Below are 25,018 nucleotides of genomic sequence, written 5' to 3'. Positions count from 1 at the left end.
ATGATTGATTCGCCCCGCGTCTGTGTCCATGTGCAAAGCGTCTATGTTGAATCTCAGTCCTCGCCGGATGAAGAACGTTTTGTCTTTGCTTACACCGTGACCATTCGCAACGTGGGGCGGATGCCCGTGCAGCTGCTCGGGCGCTACTGGCTTATCACCAACGGCAACGGCCGCGAAATTGAAGTCCAGGGCGAGGGTGTGGTTGGCGAACAGCCGCACATCAACCCTGGCGAAGAGTATCAGTACACCAGCGGCGCGGTGATTGAAACGCCAATGGGTACCATGGAAGGCCATTATGAAATGGTCGACGTCGATGGCAATCCGTTCCGTATTGCTATTCCTGTGTTCCGTCTCGCCGTACCTACACTCATTCATTAATCTAATGTCTACATATCTGATTGGCGACGTTCACGGTTGCTACGATGAACTGATCGCATTATTAAAGCAGGTCGACTTCACGCCGGGGCAGGATACGCTCTGGCTGACGGGCGATTTAGTCGCGCGCGGCCCTGGCTCGCTTGACGTGCTCCGCTACGTAAAATCGCTGGGCGACAGCGTGCGCATGGTGCTGGGCAACCACGATCTGCATCTGCTGGCCGTGTTTGCCGGGATCAGCCGCAACAAGCCGAAAGATCGTATTACGCCACTGCTTGACGCGCCGGACGCAGACGAGCTGCTGAACTGGCTTCGCCGCCAGCCGCTGCTGCAGGTAGACGAAGAGAAAAAGCTGGTGATGGCACACGCGGGCATCACGCCGCAGTGGGATCTCGAGACGGCCAGGACCTGCGCGCGCGACGCCGAGGCGGTGCTGGCAAGCGACTCCTACCCCTTCTTCCTTGATGCCATGTACGGCGATATGCCGAACAACTGGAGCGAGGATCTTAGCGGCCTGGCGCGGCTGCGCTTCATCACCAACGCCTTTACGCGCATGCGCTACTGTTTCCCGAACGGTCAGCTGGATATGTACTGCAAAGATACGCCGGAGAACGCGCCCGCGCCGCTCAAGCCGTGGTTCGCCATTCCCGGGCCGGTGACAAACGAGTACAGCATCGCGTTTGGCCACTGGGCATCGCTGGAAGGAAAAGGTACGCCGGAAGGCGTGTATGCGCTGGACACCGGCTGCTGCTGGGGCGGAGATTTAACCTGCCTGCGCTGGGAAGATCAAACGTACTTCGTGCAGCCGTCTAATCGACAGTCAGGCTTAAGTGAAGGCGAGGCGGTTGCCTCCTGAGAATAGACCTCTCCCGAAAGGGAGAGGCGTGTTAACGCTTAGCGACGTTCCAGAATCTCGAAGCAGTAGCTGTGTGAGTTCTGCGCATCCGCGTCGTGGAACTCGCTGAACACCGATTCCCACTCGTCCGGATCGTAATCCGGGAAATGCGTATCCCCTTCCACTTCCGCATCAATATGCGTCAGATAAAGCTTCTGCGCTTTCGGCAGGAACTGCTCGTACACGCGACCGCCGCCGATCACCATGATCTCTTCGGCATCACCGCAGGCGGCAATCGCTTCGTCAATGGATTTCACCCACTGAACGCGATCGTCAGTGCCCGGCTGGCTGCTGATAACGATATTCTTACGGCCCGGCAATGGACGACCAATCGACTCCCAGGTCAGGCGGCCCATCACTACCGGCTTGTTTAACGTAGTACGTTTAAACCATGCGAGATCGGCAGGCAGGTTCCACGGCATGGCATTCTCCATACCGATAACGCGGTCTACCGCCAGCGCTGCAATCAGACTGATCATTGAAAATTTCCCGGATGCAAAAAATTGCCGCCACTATACGGAAAGCTTAATCTTTCGTCGACTGGCGGCAGAGTAAAGAAACAGATATTTTTTAATATTGCTGGCAACTCCACTTCACGCGGAAGGTTTACTCTCCGGCTCGTCCTGAGGATTGCCGGTATGCTTGCCCTCTTCCGTGCCCTGCCAGCCGTGGCGCTGTACCAGCGACAGATGATTTCGGTCCTCGTTGATGATTTCGGTCAGCATCGCGCTGGTGCGTTTAAACACCGCCGCGCGCTCTGAAGCCGTGCTCCCCGCCATCGCCACCATCTCTTCGACCATATCCATATTAAAGCGGCGGAACAGATCGGCGCGCTCGCGCGCTTCATAGGCGCCCAGCCCCAGGCTTTCCAGCGCCATACGGCCTGACTTCAGCGCGCCTTCAAACGTTTCACGCTCGGGGGCCTCGACGCCCGCCTGGCGCAGCTGGATGTAGTGATCCACATCGCGCGCGCGGGAGATGATCGTCAGGTTCGGGAAGTGCTCTTTTACCAGCTCCACCATCTGCAGGCTGGCCTGCGGATCGTCAATCGCATTGATCAGCACCTCGGCCTTCGCCGCACCGGCAGACTCCAGCAGATCGACGCGGGTGGCGTCGCCGTAGAAGACCTTCATGTCGAACTTACGCAGGGTTTCCACGTGATCGGGGTCGTGATCGAGAATCACCATTTTGACGCCGCTTGAGAGCAGCAAACGGCCCGTAATCTGCCCGAAACGCCCAAAGCCCGCGATAATGACGCGCGGCTGTTCTTCGTCGATCTCATCGGCTTCGCGCTCCTGTTCGCTGTCCGATTTTTCAAGGCGCGTCAGCAGCACCAGCAGGATCGGCGTCGCCGCCATCGACAGCGCCACCGCCAGCGTGAGCGCTTTCGCCCACTCGGCATCGAGCACGTTCGCCATTTGCGCCGCGCCAAAGACCACGAACGCAAACTCGCTTCCCTGCCCCAGCAGCACGGCAAACCAGCGACGCTGCCTGTTCGGCACCTTCAGCGGACGGGCAATCAGCCACAGCATCCCCATTTTAATGACCAGGAAGCCGACCAGCAGAATCACTATCCGCAGCGGGTGAGTCACCAGCGTACCGAAGTCGATAGACATCCCGACGCCGATGAAGAAAAGCCCGAGCAGCAGCCCCTTGAACGGCTCAATGTCGCTTTCCAGCGCGTGGCGGTATTCGGAGCTTGCCAGCAGGACGCCCGCCAGGAAGGCCCCCATCGCCATCGACAGCCCGGCCTCCTCCAGCAGCAGCCCGAAGCCGAACACCAGGAATAGTGCAACGGCGCTGAACACTTCGCGCAGCCCCGAGCGCGCCACGAAGCGCAGCAGCGGACGCGTAACGTATCGCCCCAGCAGAATGACCAGCGCCAGCGCGCCCGCCACCTTCAGGGCCGACAGCGCAAAGGCGCCCAGTGTGGTCGATGCGCCGCTGGCCGCCAGCAGCGGAATCATGGCCACCAGCGGAATGGCGGCGATATCCTGGAACAGCAGCACGGAGAAGGCGCTGCGCCCCATCTGGGAAACCGTCAGGTTGCGCTCGTTCATCGCCTGCATGGCGATGGCCGTAGAGGAGAGCGCCAGCGTCATGCCGATAAGCTCGGCGACCTTCCAGTCCATTCCCAGCAGGATGCAGAACCCGCCCAGCAGCAGGCCGCAGGCCACCATCTGCAATGCCCCGCCGCCAAATACCGAGGCGCGGAGCTTCCACAGGCGCTGCGGATCCAGCTCCAGGCCAATAACGAACAGCATCAGCACCACGCCGATCTCCGCAAAGTGCAGAATCGACTCGGCGTCCGTCACCAGGCGAAGCCCCCACGGGCCGATGACGCAGCCCGCAATCAGATAGCCCAGCACGGACCCTAGCCCCAGGCGAACCGCCACGGGCACGATCAGCGCCGCGGCGCCGAGATATATCAGCGCCTGTATCAGCGTATGGCTATCCATTGTGCGTCTCCTGCCACTCGAGTAAGCGTTGTTTGTAATGACGAGCCTGCGCCTGCAGCGTTTCGTCGTCGCAGATAAAGGTGCAGTGCATAGCAAAAGGTGGGAGCCAGGTGAGGCCACAGTAAAGGGCGGTGGCCTGCAGCGGCTGCGCGAGAACGTCAAAGCCCGGGAAGGCGCCAATCTCAAAATGGCTTTCACCGCCGCCGGTGGTCACGGCCCACATCAGGCTTTTGCCTTTTAGGGCATTACCGTTGTGGCCGTAGGCCCAGCCGTGAGAAAAGACCTTATCAATCCACAGCTTGAGCAGCGGAGGCGTGCTGTACCACTGCATCGGGTGCTGCCAGATAATCAGATCGGCACGAGACAGCGCCTCCTGCTCGGCGGCGATGTCGATATTGAAATCGGGATAGAGCTGATAAAGAGAGCGAATTTCTACGCCCTCAATCGTCCCTGCCTGCTCAAGCATCCTTTTATTCGCATGCGAGTGCTGCGGATACGGATGCGCGTAAATAATTAAAATCATAAGCGCGATGTGTTCCCTGTCCAGGTTCTCTTTGTGTCTAAGAGTGTAGACAGTTAGTCTCTTCGCTTAAAGCGCCGCGCGGCTTCGCCTTCGCAAACGGCAACAATTGCCAACCCGGTTAAAGCCCTGCGCGGGGCGTGCCTACTTCAATCTTAGAAATTGATCCGATGAATTATTTTGCTAAAAAGATCGATAATTTGTCATTTTTAAGATTTGCTAAATTTACTCTTAAACAAATTGCTATATACACAACACATTGAAAAACGAATAATTTCGAGTCATTTTCATCATTTGATACATCTCGTCATAAATATTAAAAAAGATGATGCAGAGAAACTCAGTCTTGAACGCGTTTTCAAACAAATGGATGTGTATATGAGTAACAAGTCATTTGAATTAAACAGAACAACCAAAACTCTGGCGAAAATATTCCCCGCGCTATTAGTATTGACCCCAGTGATAGCTTCTGCAGGAACTATTGATAAATCGACCTCCGTACCACAAGAATTCTCCGCAGATGCACAATATATCGTAAATAAAGACGTTACGATTACCTCCGCTGATACCACCCCGGCAGTGACCGTAACAGGTTTCAAGGTTACCGAAACCACCATTCAGGGGAATATTTCAGGTAGAAGTGATGCCCTGAACGTGAATACCGACGCGCAGCGCGTCGTGATTAATAATAATGCTGGAGCCTCTATTTCTTCGACCACGGGTAGCGCGGTCAACGTTATCTCCATGCTGGGCGATTTTAATAACAGCGGCAGCGTTACTGGCGCTGAAAAAGGTATTTTAGTCAGCAATAAATCCTCCGCCATCAGCATCAATAATAGCGCGACCGGCAGCATTAAAGGCCAAACCGGTATCAGCTCCGCCGTGGGCATCGGCGTTAATAATGCAGGGACAATTACCGCGACCAACGGTGATGGCGTATTTTTAACAAACGGCAATACCAAGCTGACTAACACAGGTGAAATCAAGGCCAGCGCAAACGGTATTAACGTCTCGGATGCCGCCAGAGCGGACATCACCAACTCGGGGAAAGTCGACGGCGGCGCGACCGCGATACTTTTCGGCAGCGACAAAGACAACTCGTTAATGCTGAACACTGGCTCGATCCTGAACGGCGATGTGATTACCACCGTCTCTAAAGGCAACACGGTGAAGCTTGTTGGCTCCGCCAGTGAAGACAGCAACTTTGTCGGCCTGAACGCCGACGACGGCTTTGCCTCCGTGACCATGGCCGGTGAAAACTGGGTGATGACTGGTGATATCGACGTTATCGGCTCCGGTGATTCCATCAAGGTGAATACCGGCAGCCTGACGCTCGGCGGCGACGTCACCAACAGCGGCACTACGCTGGTGGCAAAAGACGCCACGCTGCAGCTTGGCACCGGCAAGGGTAACGCGACGCTGAGCGGCGGTCTGACCAACAACGGCACCGTTATTTTCAACCAGGGTGAAAACTTCACCTTTGCCACCGACATGACCGGCACCGGCAGCGTTGAAAAAGCGGATGCAAAAACCCTGACGCTCACCGGCAAAAACAGCTACACCGGGAATACCGTTCTGCATGCCGGCACGACGTTAGTTACGGAAGGCGCGACGCTGGGCGTGAAGGGTAGCAATGCGACCGTCACCGTCGAGAACGGAGCGACCTTCGCCTCTGCGGGTGAAGTGAACAATAACCTCACGATTTTAAGCGGCGGTACGCTGGCAGCCTGGAACGCGATCTCAGGCAATAAAGCCTCCACGGCGGCAACGGCCGATACCCTCAACGGTAACGTGACCAACAGCGGCACTCTGCTGCTGAGCGGTCAGAACAACGCCGTTGGCAACAACTATACGATCAAAGGCGACTATACCGGCTCCGCGGGCAGCACCATCGTCATGAACAGCGTGGTGGCCGATGACAGCTCGGCAACCGATCACCTGACCATCACCGGCAGCAGCTTTGGTCAATCGGGCATCAGCATCAATAACATTGGCGGACAAGGCGCGCAGACGGTCAACGGGATGGAAGTGGTGAGCGTCGGCGGAAGCTCTGACGCTACCATGAACCTGGCCAAACCGGTTGTGGCGGGCAAATGGGAATACAGCCTTAACAAACATAACGATGGCAACTGGTATCTGGAATCAAAAGCGAATGAAGCTGAAGTTCCTGCCGACGAGACCACCGATCCTGACAACGCTGGCGGCAATACCGATGGTAATAATAATGGCAATAACACCGATAACGGCAACGGCACAGGCGGTAATACCCCGTCCCAGAACGGTGTAGATACTGGGCCTGAAGTGCTGGCACCTGAAACCAGCGCGTACCTGGGCAACTATCTGGCCGCTCAGGGCATGTTCCTGCACAAGCGTGACGATCGCGATCAGATCACCTTCCGCAACGTTGACGATCTCAACACGTGGATGTACGTGAAAGGCCGCTATCACGAAAACAACGTCGACGGTGATAAGGGCAGCTACGATACCACGACCACCACCCTTCAGGTCGGCAGCGATTTCATGAGCAAAGCCATGGATAAGGGCGTTCTGCACGCGGGCGGCATGTTCGGCGCAGGCCAGGCGAAAACCCATTCCGAAGCAAAACACAACGTGCGCGATGCGCAGGGTAAGGTGGACGGCTTTAACGTGGGCCTGTACGCGACCTGGCAGGAAGATCAGAACTTACGTCTTGGCAGCTACGTTGACACCTGGGCGGCCTATAGCTGGTTCAACAACAAAGTGACCAGCGACCGTAACGATGAAAGCTACCACAGCCAGGGCTTTGCCGCGTCCGTCGAAGTGGGCCATGCGTGGAACGTTGCTTCTGAGAACGAGCGGACCTGGAAAATTGAACCGCAGGCGCAGGTAATTTACAGCTATCTCGATCAGGAGAATCATACTGATGCTGACGGCGTGCGCGTCACCACGCTGGATAACGACAGCCTGTTCGGGCGTCTTGGCGTGAAGGCGAGCTACTTCGAGCAGAAAGACGTGAAGGCCTGGCAGCCTTACGTAGCGGTAAACTGGCTCAAAGGGGCGGGCCAAAACGATTTGGCCTTCAACGGCGAAACCACCAGCAACGATACGCCTGAGGATCGCGGTCAGTTAGAGCTGGGCGTGACCGGTAATCTGAACGACACGACCACCATCTCGCTGCGCGCGAGCGGTGAATGGGGTGAAAACAGCTATGCTGCCTACGGCGGACATGTTCTGTTGAACCATCGCTGGTAATCTTTCAGAAAGCAAAAAGCCGTGGCCTGCGCCACGGCTTTTTTTTAGTTATCCAGTTCACCCATCGATTTGACGCGATCGCGGTTAATCTGCTCGGTCTTACCCGTCTCGGCATTTTTATACGACACCAGGCCGGTATCGTCATCAACCTGCGGTTTGCCGTCGGTCACGATGGTTTTCCCGTCGGTGGTTTTTACTGCCTGGTTGGACGAGCAACCGGCAACGGTAAACATAGCTGCTGCGGCAAAGATTGAAGTCATCAAAAGTTTGTTTTTCATCGTATTCTCCCTGCTATTAGTCATTTTTTATCAGCTGAGTTAATACTGTAGTAGAAAATACCACGCTCGCGGATGAATACAGAACTTTCTGAAGACGCCGCAGAACGCAAGCTAGCTTTTCGTCGGGAAACCGTCTTTATAGATGACCGTCTGCACAACCTTGCCGCTTGCGTCATAGGTTTTCGCCTCGCCGTTCGCCACGCTCGCTTTGAAGGTAATTGTCGAGCGCAGCTTGCCCTCCTGGGTGTAGCCCTGCGACAGCCCCTCGGCTTTACAATTCACCAGCGGGGTATGGCTCCTCAACACGCCATTAGGATAGTAAATATCGATGAACTCATTGAAGCAGCGGTCCTTAACGACGGTTTCAAACTTCTTATTACCGTTATCGTACTTCTCCACCAGCTTTCCTTCCGGCACCGTATCGGCAACCTTAACTTCAGGCGTGGTGAGTTTTTTTTGCGGTTGAAGGTCGTCCTGTAGCCCTTTAGCGTAATCAGGCGTCATCCCCATTTTATCAATCGTGTTGGTAACGGATGAGGAAAAATCAGCGCAGCCGGACAGCAGCGCCACCAGAGAGACCAGGGTAATGGAACGGATCACATGCAGCTCCTTTTTTAGTTTGTGGGCTTAACATGCGTTCAGGAGAGGGATGGCGCAACCGCCAAAATTGGTCGGAAAGCCGTAAAAAAACCCGCCGAAGCGGGTTTTGAGAGGATTCCGAAGCTTACTTCGTGATCTGCGCGTGCATTTCCTGGACTGAAATCACCTTCTCGGTGGCATCCGCGTTCAGCGCCATGGCCGTCGCGAAACCGCCGTTCAGGGTGGTGTCGTAGTGCACTTTGTACTGCAGCGCGCTGCGGCGAATCAGCTTGGAGTCTTCAATCGCCTGGCGGCCCGCGGTGGTGTTGATGATGTAGGTGTATTCGCCATTCTTGATACGGTCCTGAATGTGCGGACGCCCTTCATGCACCTTGTTCACCAGGCGCGGGTTGATGCCCGCTTCGCCCAGCACAATCGCCGTGCCGTGGGTTGCGTCCAGCTCGAAGCCCTGTTTCAGCAGCTTGGCGGCCAGGTCAACCACGCGCTCTTTATCGCCTTCGCGAACGGAGAGCAGCGCGCGGCCCGATTTTCTCATGGTGGAGCTGCTGCCCAGCTGCGCCTTGGCGAACGCTTCTGCGAAAGTGCGGCCCACGCCCATCACTTCCCCGGTCGAGCGCATTTCTGGCCCCAACAGCGGGTCAACGCCCGGGAATTTGTTGAACGGCAGCACCACTTCTTTCACCGAGTAGTACGGCGGGATAATTTCTTTGGTTACGCCCTGCTGCGCCAGCGTCTGGCCCGCCATCACGCGCGCCGCCACTTTCGCCAGCGGCACGCCGGTGGCTTTGGAGACGAACGGCACGGTACGCGCCGCGCGCGGGTTGACTTCAATCAGGTACACTTCGTTGTCTTTCACCGCGAACTGGACGTTCATCAGGCCGCGAACCTGCAGCTCAAAGGCCAGCTTCTGCACCTGTTGGCGCATCACGTCCTGAATCTCCTGGCTCAGGGTGTACGCTGGCAGAGAACAGGCCGAGTCGCCGGAGTGGACTCCCGCCTGCTCGATGTGCTCCATGATGCCGCCAATCAGCACCATTTCGCCGTCGCAGATGGCGTCAACGTCCACCTCAACCGCATCGTCGAGGAAGCGGTCGAGCAGCACCGGCGCATCGTTGGAGACGCTCACCGCGGTCTGGAAGTAGCGGCGCAGGTCGGCTTCGTCGTAGACGATTTCCATCGCGCGGCCGCCCAGCACGTAGGAAGGACGCACCACCAGCGGGTAGCCAATCTCTTTCGCCTTCTCAACGGCCATCTCAATGGCGGTGACGGTGGCGTTCGCAGGCTGTTTCAGCTTCAGGCGGTCAACCGCCTGCTGGAAACGCTCGCGGTCTTCGGCACGGTCAATCGCATCCGGGCTGGTGCCGATGACCGGCACGCCCGCTGCTTCCAGCGCGCGCGCCAGCTTCAGCGGAGTCTGCCCGCCGTACTGCACGATTACGCCTTTTGGCTTCTCGATGCGCACGATTTCCAGCACGTCTTCCAGAGTGACCGGCTCGAAGTAGAGGCGGTCGGAGGTGTCGTAGTCGGTCGAGACGGTTTCCGGGTTACAGTTAACCATGATGGTCTCGTAACCGTCTTCGCGCAGCGCCAGCGAGGCGTGGACGCAGCAGTAGTCGAACTCGATGCCCTGGCCGATACGGTTTGGACCGCCGCCCAGCACCATAATCTTGTCGCGGTCGACGGACGGGTTGGCTTCGCACTCGTCTTCATAGGTGGAGTACATGTAGGCGGTATCGGTGGAGAACTCCGCCGCGCAGGTGTCCACGCGCTTGTAGACCGGGTGCAGGTCATACTGGTCGCGCAGCTTGCGGATTTCCGCTTCGCGCACGCCCGCCAGCTTAGCCAGACGCGCGTCGGCGAAGCCTTTACGCTTCAGCACGCGCAGGAAGTCAGCGTCAAGGCCGTTGATACCCAGCTCTGCGACCTGTTCCTCCAGACGCACCAGCTCTTCAATCTGCACCAGGAACCAGCGGTCGATGTTGGTCAGGTTGAACACGCCGTCTACGGAGAGGCCCGCGCGGAAGGCATCGGCGATGTACCAGATACGCTCTGCGCCCGCGTCCTTCAGCTCGCGGCGAATTTTGGTCAGCGCTTCCGGGTCGTCGAGGCTCACTTTCGGGTCGAAGCCGGTCGCGCCCACTTCCAGGCCGCGCAGCGCCTTCTGTAGGGATTCCTGCTGCGTGCGGCCAATCGCCATCACTTCGCCGACGGACTTCATCTGGGTGGTCAGGCGGTCGTTCGCGCCCGCGAATTTCTCGAAGTTGAAGCGTGGAATTTTGGTGACCACGTAGTCGATGGACGGCTCGAAGGACGCAGGGGTGCGGCCGCCGGTGATGTCGTTCATCAGCTCGTCGAGGGTGTAACCCACCGCCAGCTTCGCCGCCACTTTGGCAATCGGGAAGCCGGTCGCCTTGGAGGCCAGCGCGGAGGAGCGCGACACGCGCGGGTTCATTTCGATAACGATCAGGCGTCCGGTTTTCGGGTTCACGGAGAACTGGACGTTAGACCCGCCGGTCTCCACGCCGATTTCACGCAGTACCGCCATCGAGGCGTTACGCATGATTTGATACTCTTTGTCGGTCAGCGTCTGGGCTGGCGCAACGGTGATGGAGTCGCCGGTGTGGATGCCCATCGCGTCGAAGTTTTCGATGGAGCAGACGATGATGCAGTTGTCGTTTTTATCACGCACCACTTCCATCTCGTACTCTTTCCAGCCAATCAGCGACTCGTCAATCAGCAGCTCTTTGGTTGGTGAAAGATCCAGACCGCGTTCGCAAATCTCTTCGAACTCTTCGCGGTTGTAGGCGATACCGCCGCCGGTGCCGCCCATGGTGAACGACGGACGGATGATGCACGGATAGCCCACGTCGGCCGCGACGGCCAGCGCTTCTTCCATGTTGTGTGCGATACCGGAACGCGCGGTGTCGAGGCCGATTTTCTTCATCGCCACGTCGAAGCGGCGGCGGTCTTCTGCTTTATCAATCGCGTCGGCGGTCGCGCCGATCATGGTCACGCCGAACTCTTCCAGCACGCCCTGACGCTCGAGCTCCAGCGCGCAGTTCAGCGCCGTCTGGCCGCCCATGGTTGGCAGCACCGCGTCCGGACGCTCTTTCTCGATAATCTTGCGCACCACTTCCCAGTGAATTGGCTCGATGTAGGTCGCGTCGGCCATTTCCGGGTCGGTCATGATGGTCGCCGGGTTGGAGTTGACCAGGATTACGCGGTAGCCCTCTTCGCGCAGGGCTTTACACGCCTGCGCGCCGGAGTAGTCAAACTCACACGCCTGGCCGATAACGATTGGGCCCGCGCCCAGAATCAGGATACTTTTTATGTCTGTACGTTTTGGCATGGCTCTCTAACTCCTGATTATTTCGCGGACTGGCGGTAATGCTCAATAAGCTCGATGAAGTGGTCGAACAGCGGCGCAGCATCGTGCGGCCCCGGACTCGCTTCCGGGTGGCCCTGGAAGCTGAATGCCGGTTTGTCGGTGCGGTGGATACCCTGCAGGGTGCCGTCGAACAGCGACTTGTGGGTCACGCGCAGCGTCGCTGGCAGCGTCGCTTCATCCACTGCGAAGCCGTGGTTCTGCGCCGTAATCATCACTACGTTGTTATCGATATCTTTCACCGGGTGGTTACCACCGTGGTGACCAAATTTCATCTTGATGGTCTTCGCCCCGCTCGCCAGCGCCAGCAACTGATGGCCGAGGCAGATGCCGAATACCGGAATGTCGGTTTCGAGGAAGGATTTAATGGCGTCGATGGCGTAGTCGCACGGCGCCGGGTCGCCAGGGCCGTTAGAGAGGAAGATGCCGTCCGGGTTCATCTTCAGCACTTCTTCAGCAGAGGTTTGCGCCGGGACGACCGTCAGGCGGCAGCCGCGGTCAACCAGCATGCGCAGGATGTTGCGCTTGGCGCCAAAATCATAGGCGACGACGTGGAACGGCAGCTCGCTCTCGGGCTTCGCTTCCGGCAGATCGCCCTCCAGCGTCCAGCTCCCCTGCGTCCAGCCGTAGGCTTCTGCGGTTGTGACTTCTTTCGCCAGGTCCATGCCGTTCAGGCCCGGGAAGGCTTTTGCCTTTTCCAGCGCCAGCGTCGCATCCAGGTTATCACCCGCGATGATGCAGCCGTTCTGGGCGCCCTTCTCGCGCAGCAGGCGCGTCAGCTTGCGGGTATCGATATCGGCAATCGCCACGATGTTATGGCGCTTCAGGTAGGAAGAGAGGTCTTCGGTATTGCGGAAGTTGCTGGCAATCAGCGGCAGGTCGCGGATGACCAGGCCTTGCGCATGTACCTGAGAGGATTCTTCGTCAGCCGCATTGGTGCCGACATTGCCGATATGGGGATAAGTAAGAGTAACGATTTGGCGAGAATAGGAAGGATCAGTGAGGATTTCTTGATAACCGGTCATTGAAGTATTGAAAACGACTTCCCCAACCGCCGAACCCGTTGCCCCTATGGCCCGACCGATAAACTGGGTTCCGTCTTCCAGAACCAATAGCGCTGACTTAATCAAAACACCCTCCAGAGAATATTCACTCACTTTATTTGCATATTAATTCATAACGACGTCATGAATCAATGCAAATGTGTTGCCAGCGGATTTTTGGCAAACGGCGGCATTCTGGGGATTTGGTCAGTAAAAGTCAACTCAAAACGGATATTTTGCTTATTCTTTTGCGGCCCTGATGGGCTGAGTGCGGGTTAAGCGGCAAAAAGATCAGCCAAATCGTGGTAGAAAACGCTTGCGCGGCAAGTTTAGTGGGAACTCATCAACCAGGGAGACAAAAAGTGGACCAAACGGTCAAAATTTACAATCATTCAACAAAAAACAGAGAGGAAACTTTATTATTTATCGATTACAAGCAAGATACGTGATTAAACAGCCAAAAATAAAAGGGCAATAAAATATTGCCCTATGCAATCAAGTCATTACGACTGCAATAACCACATCACGAAGGGTAAAAATAATTATAGATTGTTCAGATCCAGCACGTCACGCATATCGAAAAGACCGTTTTTCTTGCCTTTCAGCCACAGAGCGGAACGAACGGCACCGTTGGCAAACGTCATTCGGCTGGAGGCTTTATGCGTAATCTCAACGCGTTCACCAATATCGGCGAACATCGCCGTATGTTCGCCGACGATATCGCCCGCGCGCACGGTCGCAAAACCAATGGTTCCCGGCACGCGCTCGCCGGTATGCCCCTCGCGGGAATAGACGGCGATATCTTTTAAATCTTTATCCATCGCGTGCGCGATCGCTTCCCCCATCGCCAGCGCGGTGCCGGACGGCGCGTCGACCTTGTAGCGGTGGTGCGCTTCCACAATCTCGATGTCGGTATAGTCGCCCATTACCTTTGCCGCCTTCTCCAGCAGCTTAAGCATGACGTTGACGCCCACGCTGAAGTTCGCGGCAAAGACAATTGCCATCTCATTCGAGGCGTCCTGGATCGCCTGCTTTCCGGCTTCATCAAAACCGGTCGTGCCAATCACCATCCCTTTACCGTGCTGACGGCAAAATGCCAGATGGTTCAGCGTCCCTTCCGGGCGCGTGAAATCAATAAAGACGTCAAAGTCATCTTTTACCGCGTCCAGGCTGCTCTGAACGGTCACGCCCGTCTGGCCTGCCCCGGCGAGCTCGCCCGCATCCGTACCCAAAAGCGATGAGCCTTCACGCTCCAGCGCTGCGCCAAGCGCCACGCCATCCATCTGCAGCGCCGCCTGAATCAGCTGACGGCCCATACGTCCGCCCGCGCCCGCAATGGCGACGCGGATCTGTGCATCATGCATAGTTATTCTCTTACGTTAAAATGATGTAAACCGCTTTCAGAGTAACCAGCCTTCGCGGAGGCTGCCACAGAAAACGCCGATAATTAGAATTTAATGATAAACAGGAGGGAATATCAGTAAAAGCTATATGATTGGCCTGCGGCATAACCGCAGGCCGGGAGAAGAGGATTAGAACCGGTAGGATACCTTCTTCATCACCCGCCACAGAGGCAGATGACCCGCGCTATCACTGCCGGAAGACACCGTTATCACCCCATTCGCCACAAAGCTACTCTGCGTTTCCGGCTCCAGCGCGGCAACGGCCAGGTTCGCCAGCGGCTGGCTCAGCGGCACATACCAGTAGCCCGCCGTATCGGTCAGTTCCGCTTTGGCCAGCGTCGTTTTCACCTCGGTCATGGCGTTACCGGCCGCACCGATCTTCCCGGTGACATCAACCTTTTGCCCCTGCCGCAGGGAAGCGATGTCATAACGCTCCACCGGCAGCGTTTGCGACTGACCAAGACGATATACCTCGACCCCTAGCTCGCGCAATTTCTCGACGGCGGCCTGCTGTTCAGGCCCCAGCAGATATCCCCACGGACGCGAGCGGGTGATGACCGGCGTGATGTGCAGGGACGATCGCCAGTCGGCTTCAAACGTCACCGGTTCGCCGCTTTGCGCATTGAGCAAGGTCACTTCATGCTTGCCCTTTGTCGCCGCCCCTTTCACCACCAGGTCGCCTTTTCCGTCTGACGCGGCCACCGTGCGGCGAGCATCGCGGGTCAGCGCCAGCAGCGCCTGCGGATCCGAGGCGGCCTGCTCCACCATCGCGCGCATGGCAACAAACTGCGTCCAGACCCGACGCTCAAAGTGCGCTTTTCCGATCCCCACGCCGCGCGTTTCAAGCAGGAAACCGATGCTATTGCGTAAGCTCGCCATGTTACGCAGGGAGTCGGGCGCTATCCCGCCCATCGACAGCGTCTTGTCGTCCAGCTTAATCCGGTCGGTGGTGTAGTACACCGAATCGCGGAGATCGTTATCTTTAAAGGCCTGTGAAAGTGCAGCGCTCCAGCGGTCGGACATCGTTTCGTAGAGCGCCTGCGGCAGATTAGGGGTGGTTGCGTGCTGCACCAGCGCATCGTAGCTCTGAACCGCGTTAAACTTATCCACCCAGCGCCCGGCCACGCTAAACTCGTGCGCATCCAGCGTGACGTCAGGCTGATAGCCGTTCATCACCCGGGCAAGGGCGCGACTTTCGGGCGAAGCCAGCAGCAGATGATCGCGGTTAAGGTTAATGCCGTTGGCTAAATCGCGGGTGAAATGCGCCGCGCCGTCCGGGTTCGCACGCGGAATAATCAGCACGTTCACCCGCGACAGCACGTCGCCCATTTTTCCTTCCACCAGGCTTTGGGCAAACATCAGCGCTGCTTCGCCGCCCGCAGGCTCATTGCCGTGCTGCTGCGCGACAATCAGCACCGTCGGCCTGCCGCTTTTCACGAGCCACTGCGGCGAGGTATAGCCTTCCGCGGAAAAAATCAGCAGCGGAACGTCACGTCCCTCCTGCGATTGCCCGATTACGCCAGCCTGGAGATGGGGCGACGAGGCGGCCAGCGTGTGAATAAACTGTTCCATCTCTTGCTGAGAAGTAAAATCTTTCTTGCCCTGAGCAAAAGCAGGCGTGGTGAAATTCACGTCGCCTGGCACCGGGAAATGGGCCGCAACGCCCGGGGATTCCGTGTAGATCTCTGCGTTTTTTTTCGCAACGGCGGGAAAGAGAACGCCGACAAGCAGGGTTGCAAGCAGCAGGCGTGGATAGCGGGAAGGTAAGCGGCTCATATTCACTCCATTAGTTTTTTGCAGAATGGGAAATACTTCGCAACTTTCCCTGTTTATCCGTACTGGTGGTTCAGGACTATTTACGTGACGCCAATAACGGGAAACGCAGGGGTTCATATTTCTCTGCGTCACCGAGAGAGGGTAACAGGCGCCCCCGCCCTGCGCGTAATACGAGGTTAATATCATAGTCCCGGTTCATCAGACGCAGCGCTGATTGCCGTTGTTTTTAGCTGACCATGTCATCGCGGCAAAAAAAAGGCCAGCACTTGAGATGCTGGCCTTTCATCAGAAAAGGGCGTTATTCCACTTCACGCGCGTCAATGCGCAGCTCTTTTGGCACTTCGAAGACGATGTTCTCTTCGCGACCTTCCAGCGGCACCGCTTCACCGCCGCCCAGCTCCTGCAGGCGACAAATCACGTTCTGCACCAGAATATCCGGCGCGGACGCGCCCGCCGTGACGCCGACGCAGGCGACGTTTTTAACCCATGCTTCCTGAATATCCGTTGCGTCATCAATCAGGAATGCGGCTTTCCCCATCCGCTGCGCCAGCTCGGCCAGACGGTTAGAGTTAGAGGAGTTTTTAGAACCGACGACCAGCACCACGTCCGCCTGTTCAGCCAGCGCGCGCACCGCTTCCTGGCGGTTGGTGGTGGCATAGCAGATATCATCCTTGCGCGGCCCGACAATTTTCGGGAAGCGATGACGCAGGGCGTCAATCACGTCAGAGGTATCGTCAACGGAGAGCGTGGTCTGGGTCATAAACGACAGCCGCGCGTCGTTTTTCACGTCCAGCTTCAGCACATCTTCCGGCGACTCGACCAGATACATGCCCCCTTCCGGGTTGCTGTACTGCCCCATCGTCCCTTCCACTTCCGGATGACCGGCGTGGCCAATCAGAATCGACTCTTCGCCGCGGCGGCTGGCGCGCGCCACTTCCATATGCACTTTGGTGACCAGCGGACAGGTGGCGTCAAACACCGTGAGGTCGCGGCTTTTCGCTTCGTTACGCACCGCCTGAGACACGCCGTGCGCGGAGAAAATCAGGATCGCGCCGTCCGGCACTTCGCTAATTTGCTCGATAAAGATCGCGCCGCGCTCGCGCAGGCTGTCGACCACGTAACGGTTGTGCACCACTTCGTGACGCACGTAAATCGGCGCGCCGTAAATCTCCAGCGCGTTTTCAACAATGCTGATAGCGCGGTCTACACCGGCGCAGAAGCCGCGCGGGTTAGCCAACAGGATCTGCATTTCAGGCCTCCAGCGCTGGGTCAATCTCCAGCACTTCAATATCAAAATGGACGGTACGCCCGGCAAGCGGATGGTTGAAATCAACGGTGATAGAGTCCCCGTTAACTTCGCGGATCACGCCGGGCATTTCGCTGCCGTCCATAGCGGTAAAGAGCATAATCGCGCCGATTTCCGGCTCGCCCGCGTCCATAAACTCCCGACGCGAGAAGTACTGAATCAGGTCCGGGCTTGGCACGCCAAACGCCGCATCCGGCTCGAGCGAAAAGGCCTTCTTCTCGCCCTCTTTCAGGCCCAGCAGCTGCTGCTCAAGACCTTCAGACAGGGAGGTGTCGCCAAGACGAAACAGGGCAGGCTTGCCGTTATTGCGGGTGGATTCAGCCGTTGAGCCATCGTCCAGCTTCAGCGTGAAGTGAACGAGGATCGCGCTGTTGCTCTGTACGGATTTAGACATGCAAATTGCTCGCTTGTTTTGGGTCACCTGTTGCCCGGTGGCGCTGCGCTTACCGGGCCTACGGGAGGCCACAAATTCGGTAGGCCGGGTAAGCGCAGCGCCACCCGGCTGGTTTTGTTACGCCTGCTCTTTCGCAGCCGGTTTAGGCAAGAAGCCTTCCAGCACGATTAACGCCGCGCCGATGCAAATTGCGCTGTCGGCGAGGTTAAAGGTCGCGAAGTGCCAGTCGCCGACGTAAAAGTCGATCATATCGACCACGAAGCCGTGCCACAGGCGATCGAACAGGTTACCTAACGCGCCGCCAATGATCAGCGCGTAGGCGATGTTGTTCAGCTTTTGCGTTGCCTTCGAGCGGTACATCAGCACGGCCAGGATCACGCAGATACCGATAGCGATACCTGCAAAGAACCAGCGCTGCCAGCCACCGCTGTCGGCCAGGAAGCTAAACGCCGCGCCGTAGTTGCGCGCGTAGTGAAGATTAAGCGACGGGAACAGCGAAACCGTATCCCCCAGAGCAAAGTTCTGGAGGATCAGGAACTTGCTGCCCAGATCGATAATCAGCACCACCACAACCAGCCACAGCCAGCGCAGTCCTGTAGAACTGAAAGATTTACTCATCAGGCAAACTTACGTTTTTCGCCGTCACCGGCGACGTTGCTTACACAGCGTCCGCAGATGTCTGCGTGTTCCGCCACCTGGCCGACATCGGTGGTGTAATGCCAGCAGCGCGGGCATTTCTCACCTTCGGCTTTGCTCAGCGCGACCTTCAGTCCTTTGAGCAGTTCGCTCTGCTGAGCGTCAGCAGAAGCCTCGGCATAATCCGCAACTTTCGCACCGGAGGTCAACAGGACAAATCGCAATTCATCGCCCAGCGCGGTCAGCTTCGCCGCCAGCTCAGGTTCCGCGTACAGGGTGACTGCCGCTTCAAGAGAGCCGCCGACTTTCTTATCAGCACGCGCCTGCTCGATCACTTTGTTCACTTCGCCACGCACTTTCAGCAGCTCATCCCAGAAGGCATCGTTCATCGCTTCGCTGCTGGAGAGGTCGAACAGGCCTTCGTACCACTCGCCGGTGAAGACGTACTTCTCGCGGTCGCCCGGCAGGTAGCCCCAGATTTCATCTGCGGTGAAGGACATGATCGGCGCCATCCAGCGCACCAGCGCTTCTGCGATGTGGAACAGTGCGGTCTGGCAGCTGCGGCGCGCCACGCTATCCGCCTTCGCGGTGTACTGGCGGTCTTTGATGATGTCGAGATAGAACGAGCCCATTTCGATGGAGCAGAAGCGCATCAGGCGCTGCACCACTTCGTGGAAGTCGTAAGACTCATAGGCTTTCAGGATGTCTTCCTGCGCCGCTTTCGCGCAGCCTACCGCCCAGCGGTCCAGCACGACCATCTCTTCCGGCTTCACCATGTCTTTCACCGGATCGAACCCGTTCAGGTTCGCCAGCAGGAAGCGCGCGGTGTTGCGGATACGACGATAGCTGTCGGCGGCACGCTTCAGGATCTCGTCAGACACGGCCATTTCGCCGGTGTAGTCGGTTGAAGCCACCCACAGGCGCAGGATGTCCGCGCCCAGCTTGTTCATCACGTCCTGCGGAGAGACGGTGTTGCCGATGGACTTGGACATCTTACGGCCCTGACCATCCACGGTGAAGCCGTGGGTCAGTACCTGGCGGTAAGGTGCTTTACCCTTCATGGCGGTGGAGATCATCAAGGATGACATGAACCAGCCGCGGTGTTGGTCGGAGCCTTCCAGATACATGTCGGCAGCGTGACCGGCAAATTCCGGACGCACGTCAACCACGGAGGAGTGCGTTGAACCGGAGTCGAACCACACGTCCAGGGTGTCCGGCACTTTCTCGTAGCTGTCCGCGTCGGCGCCCAGGATGTCGCGGGAATCGAGATCCCACCACGCCTGAATGCCGTCCGCTTCGACGCGCTTCGCCACTTCTTCCATCAGCTCGAGGGTGTTTGGGTGCAGCTCCTGCGTCTCTTTATGCACGAACAGAGACATCGGCACGCCCCAGGTACGCTGACGAGAGATACACCAGTCAGGGCGGTTAGCCACCATGGATTCGATACGCGCCTGGCCCCAGTCAGGGATCCACTGCACGCCTTTAATCTCTTTCAGCGACTGCGCGCGCAGGCCTTTCTGATCCATGCTGATGAACCACTGCGGGGTCGCACGGAAGATGATTGGCGTCTTGTGGCGCCAGCAGCACGGATAGCTGTGCTGCATTTTCTCAACGTGCAGCAGCGCGCCGCTGGTGCGCAGCATATCCACGATGATGTCGTTGGCTTTAAAGACGTTGATGCCGTCCAGCGCCGGGTAGGTGCCAGGCAGGTAAGCGCCGTCCGGTCCAACCGGGTTAGCGATTTCCAGACCGTACTTCAGGCTGATGCTGTAGTCGTCAGGGCCGTGGCCGCCGGCGGTATGCACCGCACCGGTACCCGCGTCCAGCGTTACGTGGTCGCCCAGGATCGCCGGCACGTCGAAGTCCAGGAACGGGTGCTTGAAGCGCATCAGTTCCAGCGCGTCGCCTTTCACGGTGCCCAGCACGGTGTAGTCAGCTATCTGCGCGCGCTTGAGCACGCTCTCAACGAGATCTTTCGCCAGGATTAGCGCCTGACCGTCAACCTGCACCAGCGCGTATTCAAACTCGCCGGACAGGGAGATCGCGCGGTTAGCGGGCAGCGTCCACGGCGTGGTGGTCCAGATGACCAGCGAGATCGGGCCGTTGACGGACGACACGCCAAATTTGGCTTTCACCGCATCCTGATCGACGGCATGGAACGCCACGTCGATAGAAGGTGACGTTTTGTCGTAATACTCCACTTCCGCTTCTGCCAGCGCAGAGCGGCAGTCAACGCACCAGTGCACCGGCTTCGCGCCCTTGTGCAGGTGGCCGTTGCCGATGATTTTACCCAGCGCACGGATGATGTTGGCTTCGGTTTTGAAGTCCATGGTCAGGTACGGGTGCGACCAGTCGCCCAGCACGCCCAGACGAATGAAGTCAGCGCGCTGGCCGTCAACCTGAGTGGCAGCGTATTCGCGGCATTTTGCGCGGAACTCGGCAGCGGTGAATTTCTCACCCGGCTTGCCAAACTCTTGCTCCACCTTCAGCTCAATTGGCAGACCGTGGCAGTCCCAGCCAGGAACGTAAGGCGAGTCATATCCCGTGAGGCCTTTGGACTTCACGATAATGTCTTTCAGAATCTTGTTTACAGAGTGACCGATATGAATGCTGCCATTCGCATATGGAGGGCCATCATGCAGAATGAAGGATTTTTTGCCTTTTTTGGCTGCACGAATGATGCCGTACAGGTCATCATCGGTCCAACGCGCCAGCATTCCCGGTTCGCGCTTGGCGAGATCGCCGCGCATCGGGAACCCTGTTTCCGGCAAATTCAGGGTTGATTTATAGTCACTCATCAGATTCTCGGTTCCGTATTTATCACGTAGGCATTTAAGCCGGGTTTGATAGCCCAAAAAATTCACGGGCCGTTAATTCATCGCGCGCAATTTGCGCCTTTAGTTCGTCCAGCGAGGCAAATCGCTGCTCGTTACGTATCTTTTTACGCAGTATTACATCTATATGGCGACCGTAGAGGTCCATTACAACGTCCAGCAGGTGTACTTCTAACTGTTGACGCACACCGGCAACCGTAGGACGCGTGCCAATATTGGCGACGCCGTAGAACGGCTTATCGCCCAGCCCAGCCACTTCCACCGCATACACCCCTTTAACCGGGGAGACCTGACGACGCAGCGGTATGTTCGCCGTCGGGAAACCTATCGTGCGGCCCAGCGCGTCGCCATGCACCACGCGGCCTGAAATCGTGAACGGATGGCCAAGCAGGTTTTCTGCCGCATCCAGCTCGTCATTGGCCAGCGCCTGACGAACGGCGGTACTGCTAACGCGCACGCCGCCTTCGCAGAAGGTCATCGCGCTGGTGACGTCAAAACCGTACTCCAGGCCAGCCTTCTGTAATAACAAGAAATCGCCCTGACGACCAGCGCCAAAGCGGAAATCATCACCCACGGCCAGAAACTGCACGCCAAGGCGCTGCACCAGCAGGTCGCTAACAAAATTTTGTGCCGTCAGGGCAGCAAAGCGACGATCGAAGCGAATACAGACCACGTAGTCCACGCCGGACTGAGCCAGATAGCGCAGCTTTTCACGCAGGCGCGTAAGGCGGGCCGGAGATTTATCACCGGCAAACAGCTCCAGCGGCTGTGGCTCGAAAATCATCACTACAACGGGCAGCCCGCGGGCCTCCCCTTCTTTACGCAATCCCTGCAACAGCGCCTGATGCCCACGATGCACGCCGTCGAAATTACCAATGGTCAGCACGCACCCGTGAGGCGCATGGCTGAGATTATGTATGCCGCGTATCAGCTTCATGTCTGGCTCAAAACAGTGAAAATCGCCAAAGTATACCTTGTACGGCGGTTAAGGTTAACCGACGATTGTTCACGCAAAACAGAAAGCCGTAATGTTTTCATCACGCTGACCTTTCGCAGCAAAAAAATCTGCCTCTGCACTGCGTTTTTTATGCTGAAAGGCTGTATTCACGAGAGACAAGCTGGTAGAATCCTGCGCCATCACTACGTAACGTAGCGTCGCCACCTTAACGGCGCTTATTTGCACAAATCCATTGACAAAAGAAGGTATAGAGGGCATATTCCTCGGCCTTTGAATTGTCCACATAGATCATATTTGGGAGTTGGACCTTGGCTAATATCAAATCAGCTAAGAAACGTGCCGTTCAGTCTGAAAAGGCTCGTAAGCACAATGCAAGCCGTCGCTCTATGATGCGTACTTTCATCAAGAAAGTATACGCAGCAATCGAAGCTGGCGACAAAGCTGCTGCACAGAACGCATTCAACGAAATGCAACCAATCGTGGACCGTCAGGCTGCTAAAGGTCTGATCCACAAAAACAAAGCAGCGCGTCATAAAGCAAACCTGACTGCGCAGATCAACAAACTGGCTTAATCTCCACTTGTTGTTGCTTGTTTTAAAAGAACCCGCTTAACGCGGGTTTTTTTATATCTTCAGATCGCCGGCGGGGTAAACAGCGACGAATAATCGCGATTACAGATACGCTGCACCGCAGGATGCTGAATCATTCTCTCGGCGAATATCGCGTGATACTCCTCCATCACGTTCTCAACCCGTCCAATCTCCGTGACCTTATCATCCGTATAGAGATCGTGCGCGTACAGCGTAGGGGCCACGAAAATCGCGTTATGCGCTTCGCCGAAGGCCTTCATCAGCGCCGCGTCGTCAAACTCGCCGAGGATTTCAACCTTTAACCCCTGCGAGTTAAACCAGTTCAGCAGCTTGCGCCCCAGCATCGAGCGTCGCCCCGGGACCAGCAGCCGCCGCTCCTCCAGACACGCCGGGAACGGCTTTTCAGGCGGCGGATTGATGCACCAGAAGCTCACGCCGCATTCACCAATTTTCACCGAGAACAGCCCTTCCTGCTGGGTAGAGTCGATCGGGCAGTCCGAGATAATCATATCCAGCTTGTGCTGGCTCAGCTGCTCCAGCAGCATTTCGTGGGTGGATTCAAAGCAGCGCAGGTGGATTTGCTCATCCTCCACCACGGCGGCGTCCAGCACCCCGCTGACCAGCCGCTTGGAGAGCGCATCCGCCACGCCGACGTCAAACAGCAGGTTGGACTCTTTGCGGTAGTTGACGATATCCAGCATCTCCTGGCTGAGCGTGAACATTTTGTCCGCGTAGCGAAACACCAGTTCACCCAGCTCGCTGGGCTCAATCCCGCGGCCTTTGCGCTTAAACAGCTTTCCCTGCAGGCGCTCTTCCAGCGCTTTGATTTGCCCGGTAATGGTTTGCGGCGTCAGGTGAAGCGCCTCCGCCGCGCCCACAACCGAGCCCTCTTTATAGACGTGCCAAAAGTAATAAAGATGGTTGTAATTCAGATGAGACATCGTGTCTTCGCTCCCCGATCCTGCCGCGGGGAAAAGTTTCCCTTTCCCCGCCTCCTCTTATGCCTGAGCAACCTGCCCTGACAGCTTCGCTTTCAACAACGCGTAACCGCTCACCGCGGCCAGCACCGATCCAATTAAGATACCGAGCTTCGCCCACACGATGAGCTCAGGCGCATGCGCGCCAAACGCCAGCGTCGAGATAAAGATCGACATGGTAAAACCAATTCCGCACAACACCCCAACGGCCATGATTTGCCGGAACGTCGTGCCGTGCGGCAGCGATGCCAGCTTCATTTTCACCGCCAGCCAGCAGAAAAGGCTAATTCCAAGCGGCTTGCCGATATACAGCCCGGCAATCACCCCCAGCGGAAGCACGGAGGTCAGTCCTTCCAGCGTGACGCCCTGCAGGGAAACCCCGGCGTTGGCAAAAGCGAAGAGCGGCAGGATCATAAACGCCACCCAGGGGTGAAGCACGTGCTCAAGCTGTTTTGCCGGAGATTTCCCCTCTTCGGCCCTAAGCGGCACGAGGAAGCCCACAATCACCCCCGCCAGCGTTGCGTGCACGCCGGACTTCAGCACCGCCGTCCACAGCACCATTCCCACAAGAATGTAGATGCCAGTTCGGCGCACGTTGCAGACGTTCAGCAGCGCCAGCACCGCAATGGCCCCCGCCGCCACGCTGAGCGACAGGATCGACAGGTCGCTGGTGTAGAACAGCGCGATAATCACGATAGCGCCCAGATCGTCGATAATGGCCAGCGCCATCAGAAAGATTTTCAGCGCGACCGGCACGCGGCTGCCAAGCAGCGCCAGCACGCCGAGGGCAAACGCGATATCCGTCGCCGCCGGGATCGCCCAGCCGTGGCGCGCCACGGGATCCTGCCAGGTAAAGGCGAGGAACAGCAGCGCGGGAACAACCATCCCGCCGAGGGCGGCGATCACCGGGAACGCCGCGCGCTGGCGGCTGGCCAGCGACCCCTGCACCAGCTCGCGTTTCACCTCGAGCCCCACCAGCAGGAAGAACACGGCCATCAGGGCATCGTTAATCCACAGCAGCATGTTCTTGTTGATTTCCAGCGGGCCAACCCGCAGCTCAACCGGGGTTTCCAGAAAAGCGTGATACAGTTCACGCGTCGCGCCGAGGTTAGCCAGCACCATTGCCGCGACGGCTGCGATAATTAGAATCACGCCGCCGGAGGCTTCGTTGCTAAAGAAACGGTGTAGTAGTTTCACTTCAATTCTCTCTTCAAGCGGAATACTTCGATAAAACCATCATACCAAGCCAAATAACTCGGCAAAAGCAGATTAATATTGAGTATATATTCAGTTTTTCCGAGGAATATCGATAAACGAAAAAAAGCCCGGAATCGCTTCCGGGCCTGATGTCAGACGGG

Annotated in this window: 20 protein-coding genes and 1 pseudogene; 4 read left to right on the top strand and 17 right to left on the bottom strand. The window is 57.3% G+C overall.

Features of this window, described 5'->3' with window-relative positions; genetic code table 11:
* Window positions 1-378: a Co2+/Mg2+ efflux protein ApaG gene (gene apaG, locus AB8804_RS08840; protein ID WP_371185070.1), complete on the top strand. Its 378-nt coding sequence runs from the start codon at window positions 1-3 to the stop codon at window positions 376-378.
* Between the two features lie 4 nt (window positions 379-382).
* Window positions 383-1,231 (top strand): bis(5'-nucleosyl)-tetraphosphatase (symmetrical) ApaH, encoded by an 849-nt coding sequence (apaH, locus tag AB8804_RS08835; protein WP_371185068.1) that lies wholly within the window; start codon window positions 383-385, stop codon window positions 1,229-1,231.
* Window positions 1,232-1,269: 38 nt separating this feature from the next.
* Here apaH and folA read toward each other — a convergent pair whose 3' ends face one another.
* The 3 genes from folA to kefF form a co-directional block, all read right to left on the bottom strand.
* Entirely contained in the window at window positions 1,270-1,749 is a 480-nt protein-coding gene (gene folA, locus AB8804_RS08830; RefSeq protein ID WP_371185066.1) for a type 3 dihydrofolate reductase, read from the bottom strand.
* Between the two features lie 114 nt (window positions 1,750-1,863).
* Entirely contained in the window at window positions 1,864-3,729 is a 1,866-nt protein-coding gene (gene kefC / locus AB8804_RS08825; protein ID WP_371185064.1) for a glutathione-regulated potassium-efflux system protein KefC, read from the bottom strand.
* On the bottom strand, window positions 3,722-4,252 hold the full coding sequence (gene kefF / locus AB8804_RS08820; RefSeq protein ID WP_371185062.1) for a glutathione-regulated potassium-efflux system oxidoreductase KefF: 531 nt from the start codon (window positions 4,250-4,252) through the stop codon (window positions 3,722-3,724). The genes kefC and kefF overlap by 8 nt, the downstream gene beginning before the upstream one ends.
* A gap of 375 nt (window positions 4,253-4,627) precedes the next feature.
* Here kefF and AB8804_RS08815 point away from each other — a divergent pair, with 375 nt between their 5' ends.
* Complete coding sequence (locus tag AB8804_RS08815; RefSeq protein WP_371185060.1) at window positions 4,628-7,480, top strand: autotransporter outer membrane beta-barrel domain-containing protein; 2,853 nt, start codon at window positions 4,628-4,630, stop codon at window positions 7,478-7,480.
* A gap of 44 nt (window positions 7,481-7,524) precedes the next feature.
* Here AB8804_RS08815 and AB8804_RS08810 read toward each other — a convergent pair whose 3' ends face one another.
* The 12 genes and pseudogenes from AB8804_RS08810 to AB8804_RS08755 form a co-directional block, all read right to left on the bottom strand.
* Window positions 7,525-7,758: a YgdI/YgdR family lipoprotein gene (locus AB8804_RS08810; protein ID WP_112011080.1), complete on the bottom strand. Its 234-nt coding sequence runs from the start codon at window positions 7,756-7,758 to the stop codon at window positions 7,525-7,527.
* A 111-nt stretch (window positions 7,759-7,869) separates the two neighbouring features.
* Window positions 7,870-8,358, bottom strand: a complete 489-nt coding sequence (locus tag AB8804_RS08805; RefSeq protein WP_371185058.1) for a toxin-antitoxin system YwqK family antitoxin — start codon at window positions 8,356-8,358, stop codon at window positions 7,870-7,872.
* Between the two features lie 124 nt (window positions 8,359-8,482).
* Window positions 8,483-11,707, bottom strand: coding sequence for a carbamoyl-phosphate synthase large subunit (carB, locus tag AB8804_RS08800; RefSeq protein WP_371185055.1), 3,225 nt, complete (start codon window positions 11,705-11,707; stop codon window positions 8,483-8,485).
* Between the two features lie 17 nt (window positions 11,708-11,724).
* Window positions 11,725-12,873: a glutamine-hydrolyzing carbamoyl-phosphate synthase small subunit gene (carA, locus tag AB8804_RS08795; RefSeq protein WP_371185053.1), complete on the bottom strand. Its 1,149-nt coding sequence runs from the start codon at window positions 12,871-12,873 to the stop codon at window positions 11,725-11,727.
* A gap of 455 nt (window positions 12,874-13,328) precedes the next feature.
* Entirely contained in the window at window positions 13,329-14,150 is an 822-nt protein-coding gene (gene dapB / locus AB8804_RS08790; protein ID WP_371185051.1) for a 4-hydroxy-tetrahydrodipicolinate reductase, read from the bottom strand.
* Window positions 14,151-14,318: 168 nt separating this feature from the next.
* A complete protein-coding gene (locus AB8804_RS08785) occupies window positions 14,319-15,965 on the bottom strand; it encodes a M14 family metallopeptidase (protein ID WP_371185049.1) in 1,647 nt (548 codons plus the stop codon).
* A 298-nt stretch (window positions 15,966-16,263) separates the two neighbouring features.
* Window positions 16,264-17,214 carry a 4-hydroxy-3-methylbut-2-enyl diphosphate reductase gene (gene ispH, locus AB8804_RS08780; RefSeq protein WP_371185047.1) on the bottom strand — a complete coding sequence of 317 codons (951 nt, stop codon included), beginning with the start codon at window positions 17,212-17,214 and terminating at the stop codon, window positions 16,264-16,266.
* Between the two features lies 1 nt (window position 17,215).
* Window positions 17,216-17,665: an FKBP-type peptidyl-prolyl cis-trans isomerase gene (gene fkpB, locus AB8804_RS08775; RefSeq protein ID WP_371185045.1), complete on the bottom strand. Its 450-nt coding sequence runs from the start codon at window positions 17,663-17,665 to the stop codon at window positions 17,216-17,218.
* Between the two features lie 117 nt (window positions 17,666-17,782).
* Window positions 17,783-18,283 (bottom strand): signal peptidase II, encoded by a 501-nt coding sequence (lspA, locus tag AB8804_RS08770; RefSeq protein WP_371185044.1) that lies wholly within the window; start codon window positions 18,281-18,283, stop codon window positions 17,783-17,785.
* The gene (ileS, locus tag AB8804_RS08765; RefSeq protein ID WP_371185043.1) at window positions 18,283-21,099 is read right to left on the bottom strand and encodes an isoleucine--tRNA ligase; all 2,817 of its coding nucleotides are present in this window, start codon (window positions 21,097-21,099) and stop codon (window positions 18,283-18,285) included. Before ileS ends, lspA begins: the two co-directional genes overlap by 1 nt.
* A 34-nt stretch (window positions 21,100-21,133) precedes the next feature.
* On the bottom strand, window positions 21,134-22,072 hold the full coding sequence (ribF, locus tag AB8804_RS08760) for a bifunctional riboflavin kinase/FAD synthetase (protein ID WP_371185042.1): 939 nt from the start codon (window positions 22,070-22,072) through the stop codon (window positions 21,134-21,136).
* Between the two features lie 7 nt (window positions 22,073-22,079).
* Window positions 22,080-22,286, bottom strand: a pseudogene (locus tag AB8804_RS08755) (DUF2575 domain-containing protein); the annotation flags it as partial.
* A 115-nt stretch (window positions 22,287-22,401) separates the two neighbouring features.
* Between AB8804_RS08755 and rpsT the strand changes: the two are divergent.
* On the top strand, window positions 22,402-22,665 hold the full coding sequence (gene rpsT, locus AB8804_RS08750; protein WP_003856458.1) for a 30S ribosomal protein S20: 264 nt from the start codon (window positions 22,402-22,404) through the stop codon (window positions 22,663-22,665).
* A gap of 59 nt (window positions 22,666-22,724) precedes the next feature.
* Here rpsT and nhaR read toward each other — a convergent pair whose 3' ends face one another.
* Together nhaR and nhaA are read right to left on the bottom strand one after the other, a co-directional pair.
* Entirely contained in the window at window positions 22,725-23,624 is a 900-nt protein-coding gene (gene nhaR, locus AB8804_RS08745) for a transcriptional activator NhaR (RefSeq protein WP_371185041.1), read from the bottom strand.
* Between the two features lie 57 nt (window positions 23,625-23,681).
* Window positions 23,682-24,857 (bottom strand): Na+/H+ antiporter NhaA, encoded by a 1,176-nt coding sequence (nhaA, locus tag AB8804_RS08740; RefSeq protein ID WP_371185040.1) that lies wholly within the window; start codon window positions 24,855-24,857, stop codon window positions 23,682-23,684.
* Between the last annotated feature and the right edge of the window lie 161 nt (window positions 24,858-25,018).

Origin of the sequence: Enterobacter sp. KBR-315C3_2022 (assembly GCF_041399425.1) — a bacterium.
Taxonomy (GTDB): Bacteria; Pseudomonadota; Gammaproteobacteria; order Enterobacterales; family Enterobacteriaceae; genus Enterobacter.
This window is presented reverse-complemented; position numbering and strand designations above follow the sequence as displayed.

Bases quoted from the DNA above. Each gene is read 5' to 3' on its own strand.
- folA (WP_371185066.1), bottom strand. From the start codon at position 1,749: ATGATCAGTCTGATTGCAGCGCTGGCGGTAGACCGCGTTATCGGTATG.
- AB8804_RS08810 (WP_112011080.1), bottom strand. From the start codon at position 7,758: ATGAAAAACAAACTTTTGATGACTTCAATCTTTGCCGCAGCAGCTATG.
- ribF (WP_371185042.1), bottom strand. From the start codon at position 22,072: ATGAAGCTGATACGCGGCATACATAATCTCAGCCATGCGCCTCACGGG.
- kefF (WP_371185062.1), bottom strand. From the start codon at position 4,252: ATGATTTTAATTATTTACGCGCATCCGTATCCGCAGCACTCGCATGCG.
- nhaR (WP_371185041.1), bottom strand. From the start codon at position 23,624: ATGTCTCATCTGAATTACAACCATCTTTATTACTTTTGGCACGTCTAT.
- apaG (WP_371185070.1), top strand. From the start codon at position 1: ATGATTGATTCGCCCCGCGTCTGTGTCCATGTGCAAAGCGTCTATGTT.
- kefC (WP_371185064.1), bottom strand. From the start codon at position 3,729: ATGGATAGCCATACGCTGATACAGGCGCTGATATATCTCGGCGCCGCG.
- ileS (WP_371185043.1), bottom strand. From the start codon at position 21,099: ATGAGTGACTATAAATCAACCCTGAATTTGCCGGAAACAGGGTTCCCG.
- AB8804_RS08785 (WP_371185049.1), bottom strand. From the start codon at position 15,965: ATGAGCCGCTTACCTTCCCGCTATCCACGCCTGCTGCTTGCAACCCTG.
- AB8804_RS08815 (WP_371185060.1), top strand. From the start codon at position 4,628: ATGAGTAACAAGTCATTTGAATTAAACAGAACAACCAAAACTCTGGCG.
- carB (WP_371185055.1), bottom strand. From the start codon at position 11,707: ATGCCAAAACGTACAGACATAAAAAGTATCCTGATTCTGGGCGCGGGC.
- dapB (WP_371185051.1), bottom strand. From the start codon at position 14,150: ATGCATGATGCACAGATCCGCGTCGCCATTGCGGGCGCGGGCGGACGT.
- fkpB (WP_371185045.1), bottom strand. From the start codon at position 17,665: ATGTCTAAATCCGTACAGAGCAACAGCGCGATCCTCGTTCACTTCACG.
- lspA (WP_371185044.1), bottom strand. From the start codon at position 18,283: ATGAGTAAATCTTTCAGTTCTACAGGACTGCGCTGGCTGTGGCTGGTT.
- ispH (WP_371185047.1), bottom strand. From the start codon at position 17,214: ATGCAGATCCTGTTGGCTAACCCGCGCGGCTTCTGCGCCGGTGTAGAC.
- apaH (WP_371185068.1), top strand. From the start codon at position 383: ATGTCTACATATCTGATTGGCGACGTTCACGGTTGCTACGATGAACTG.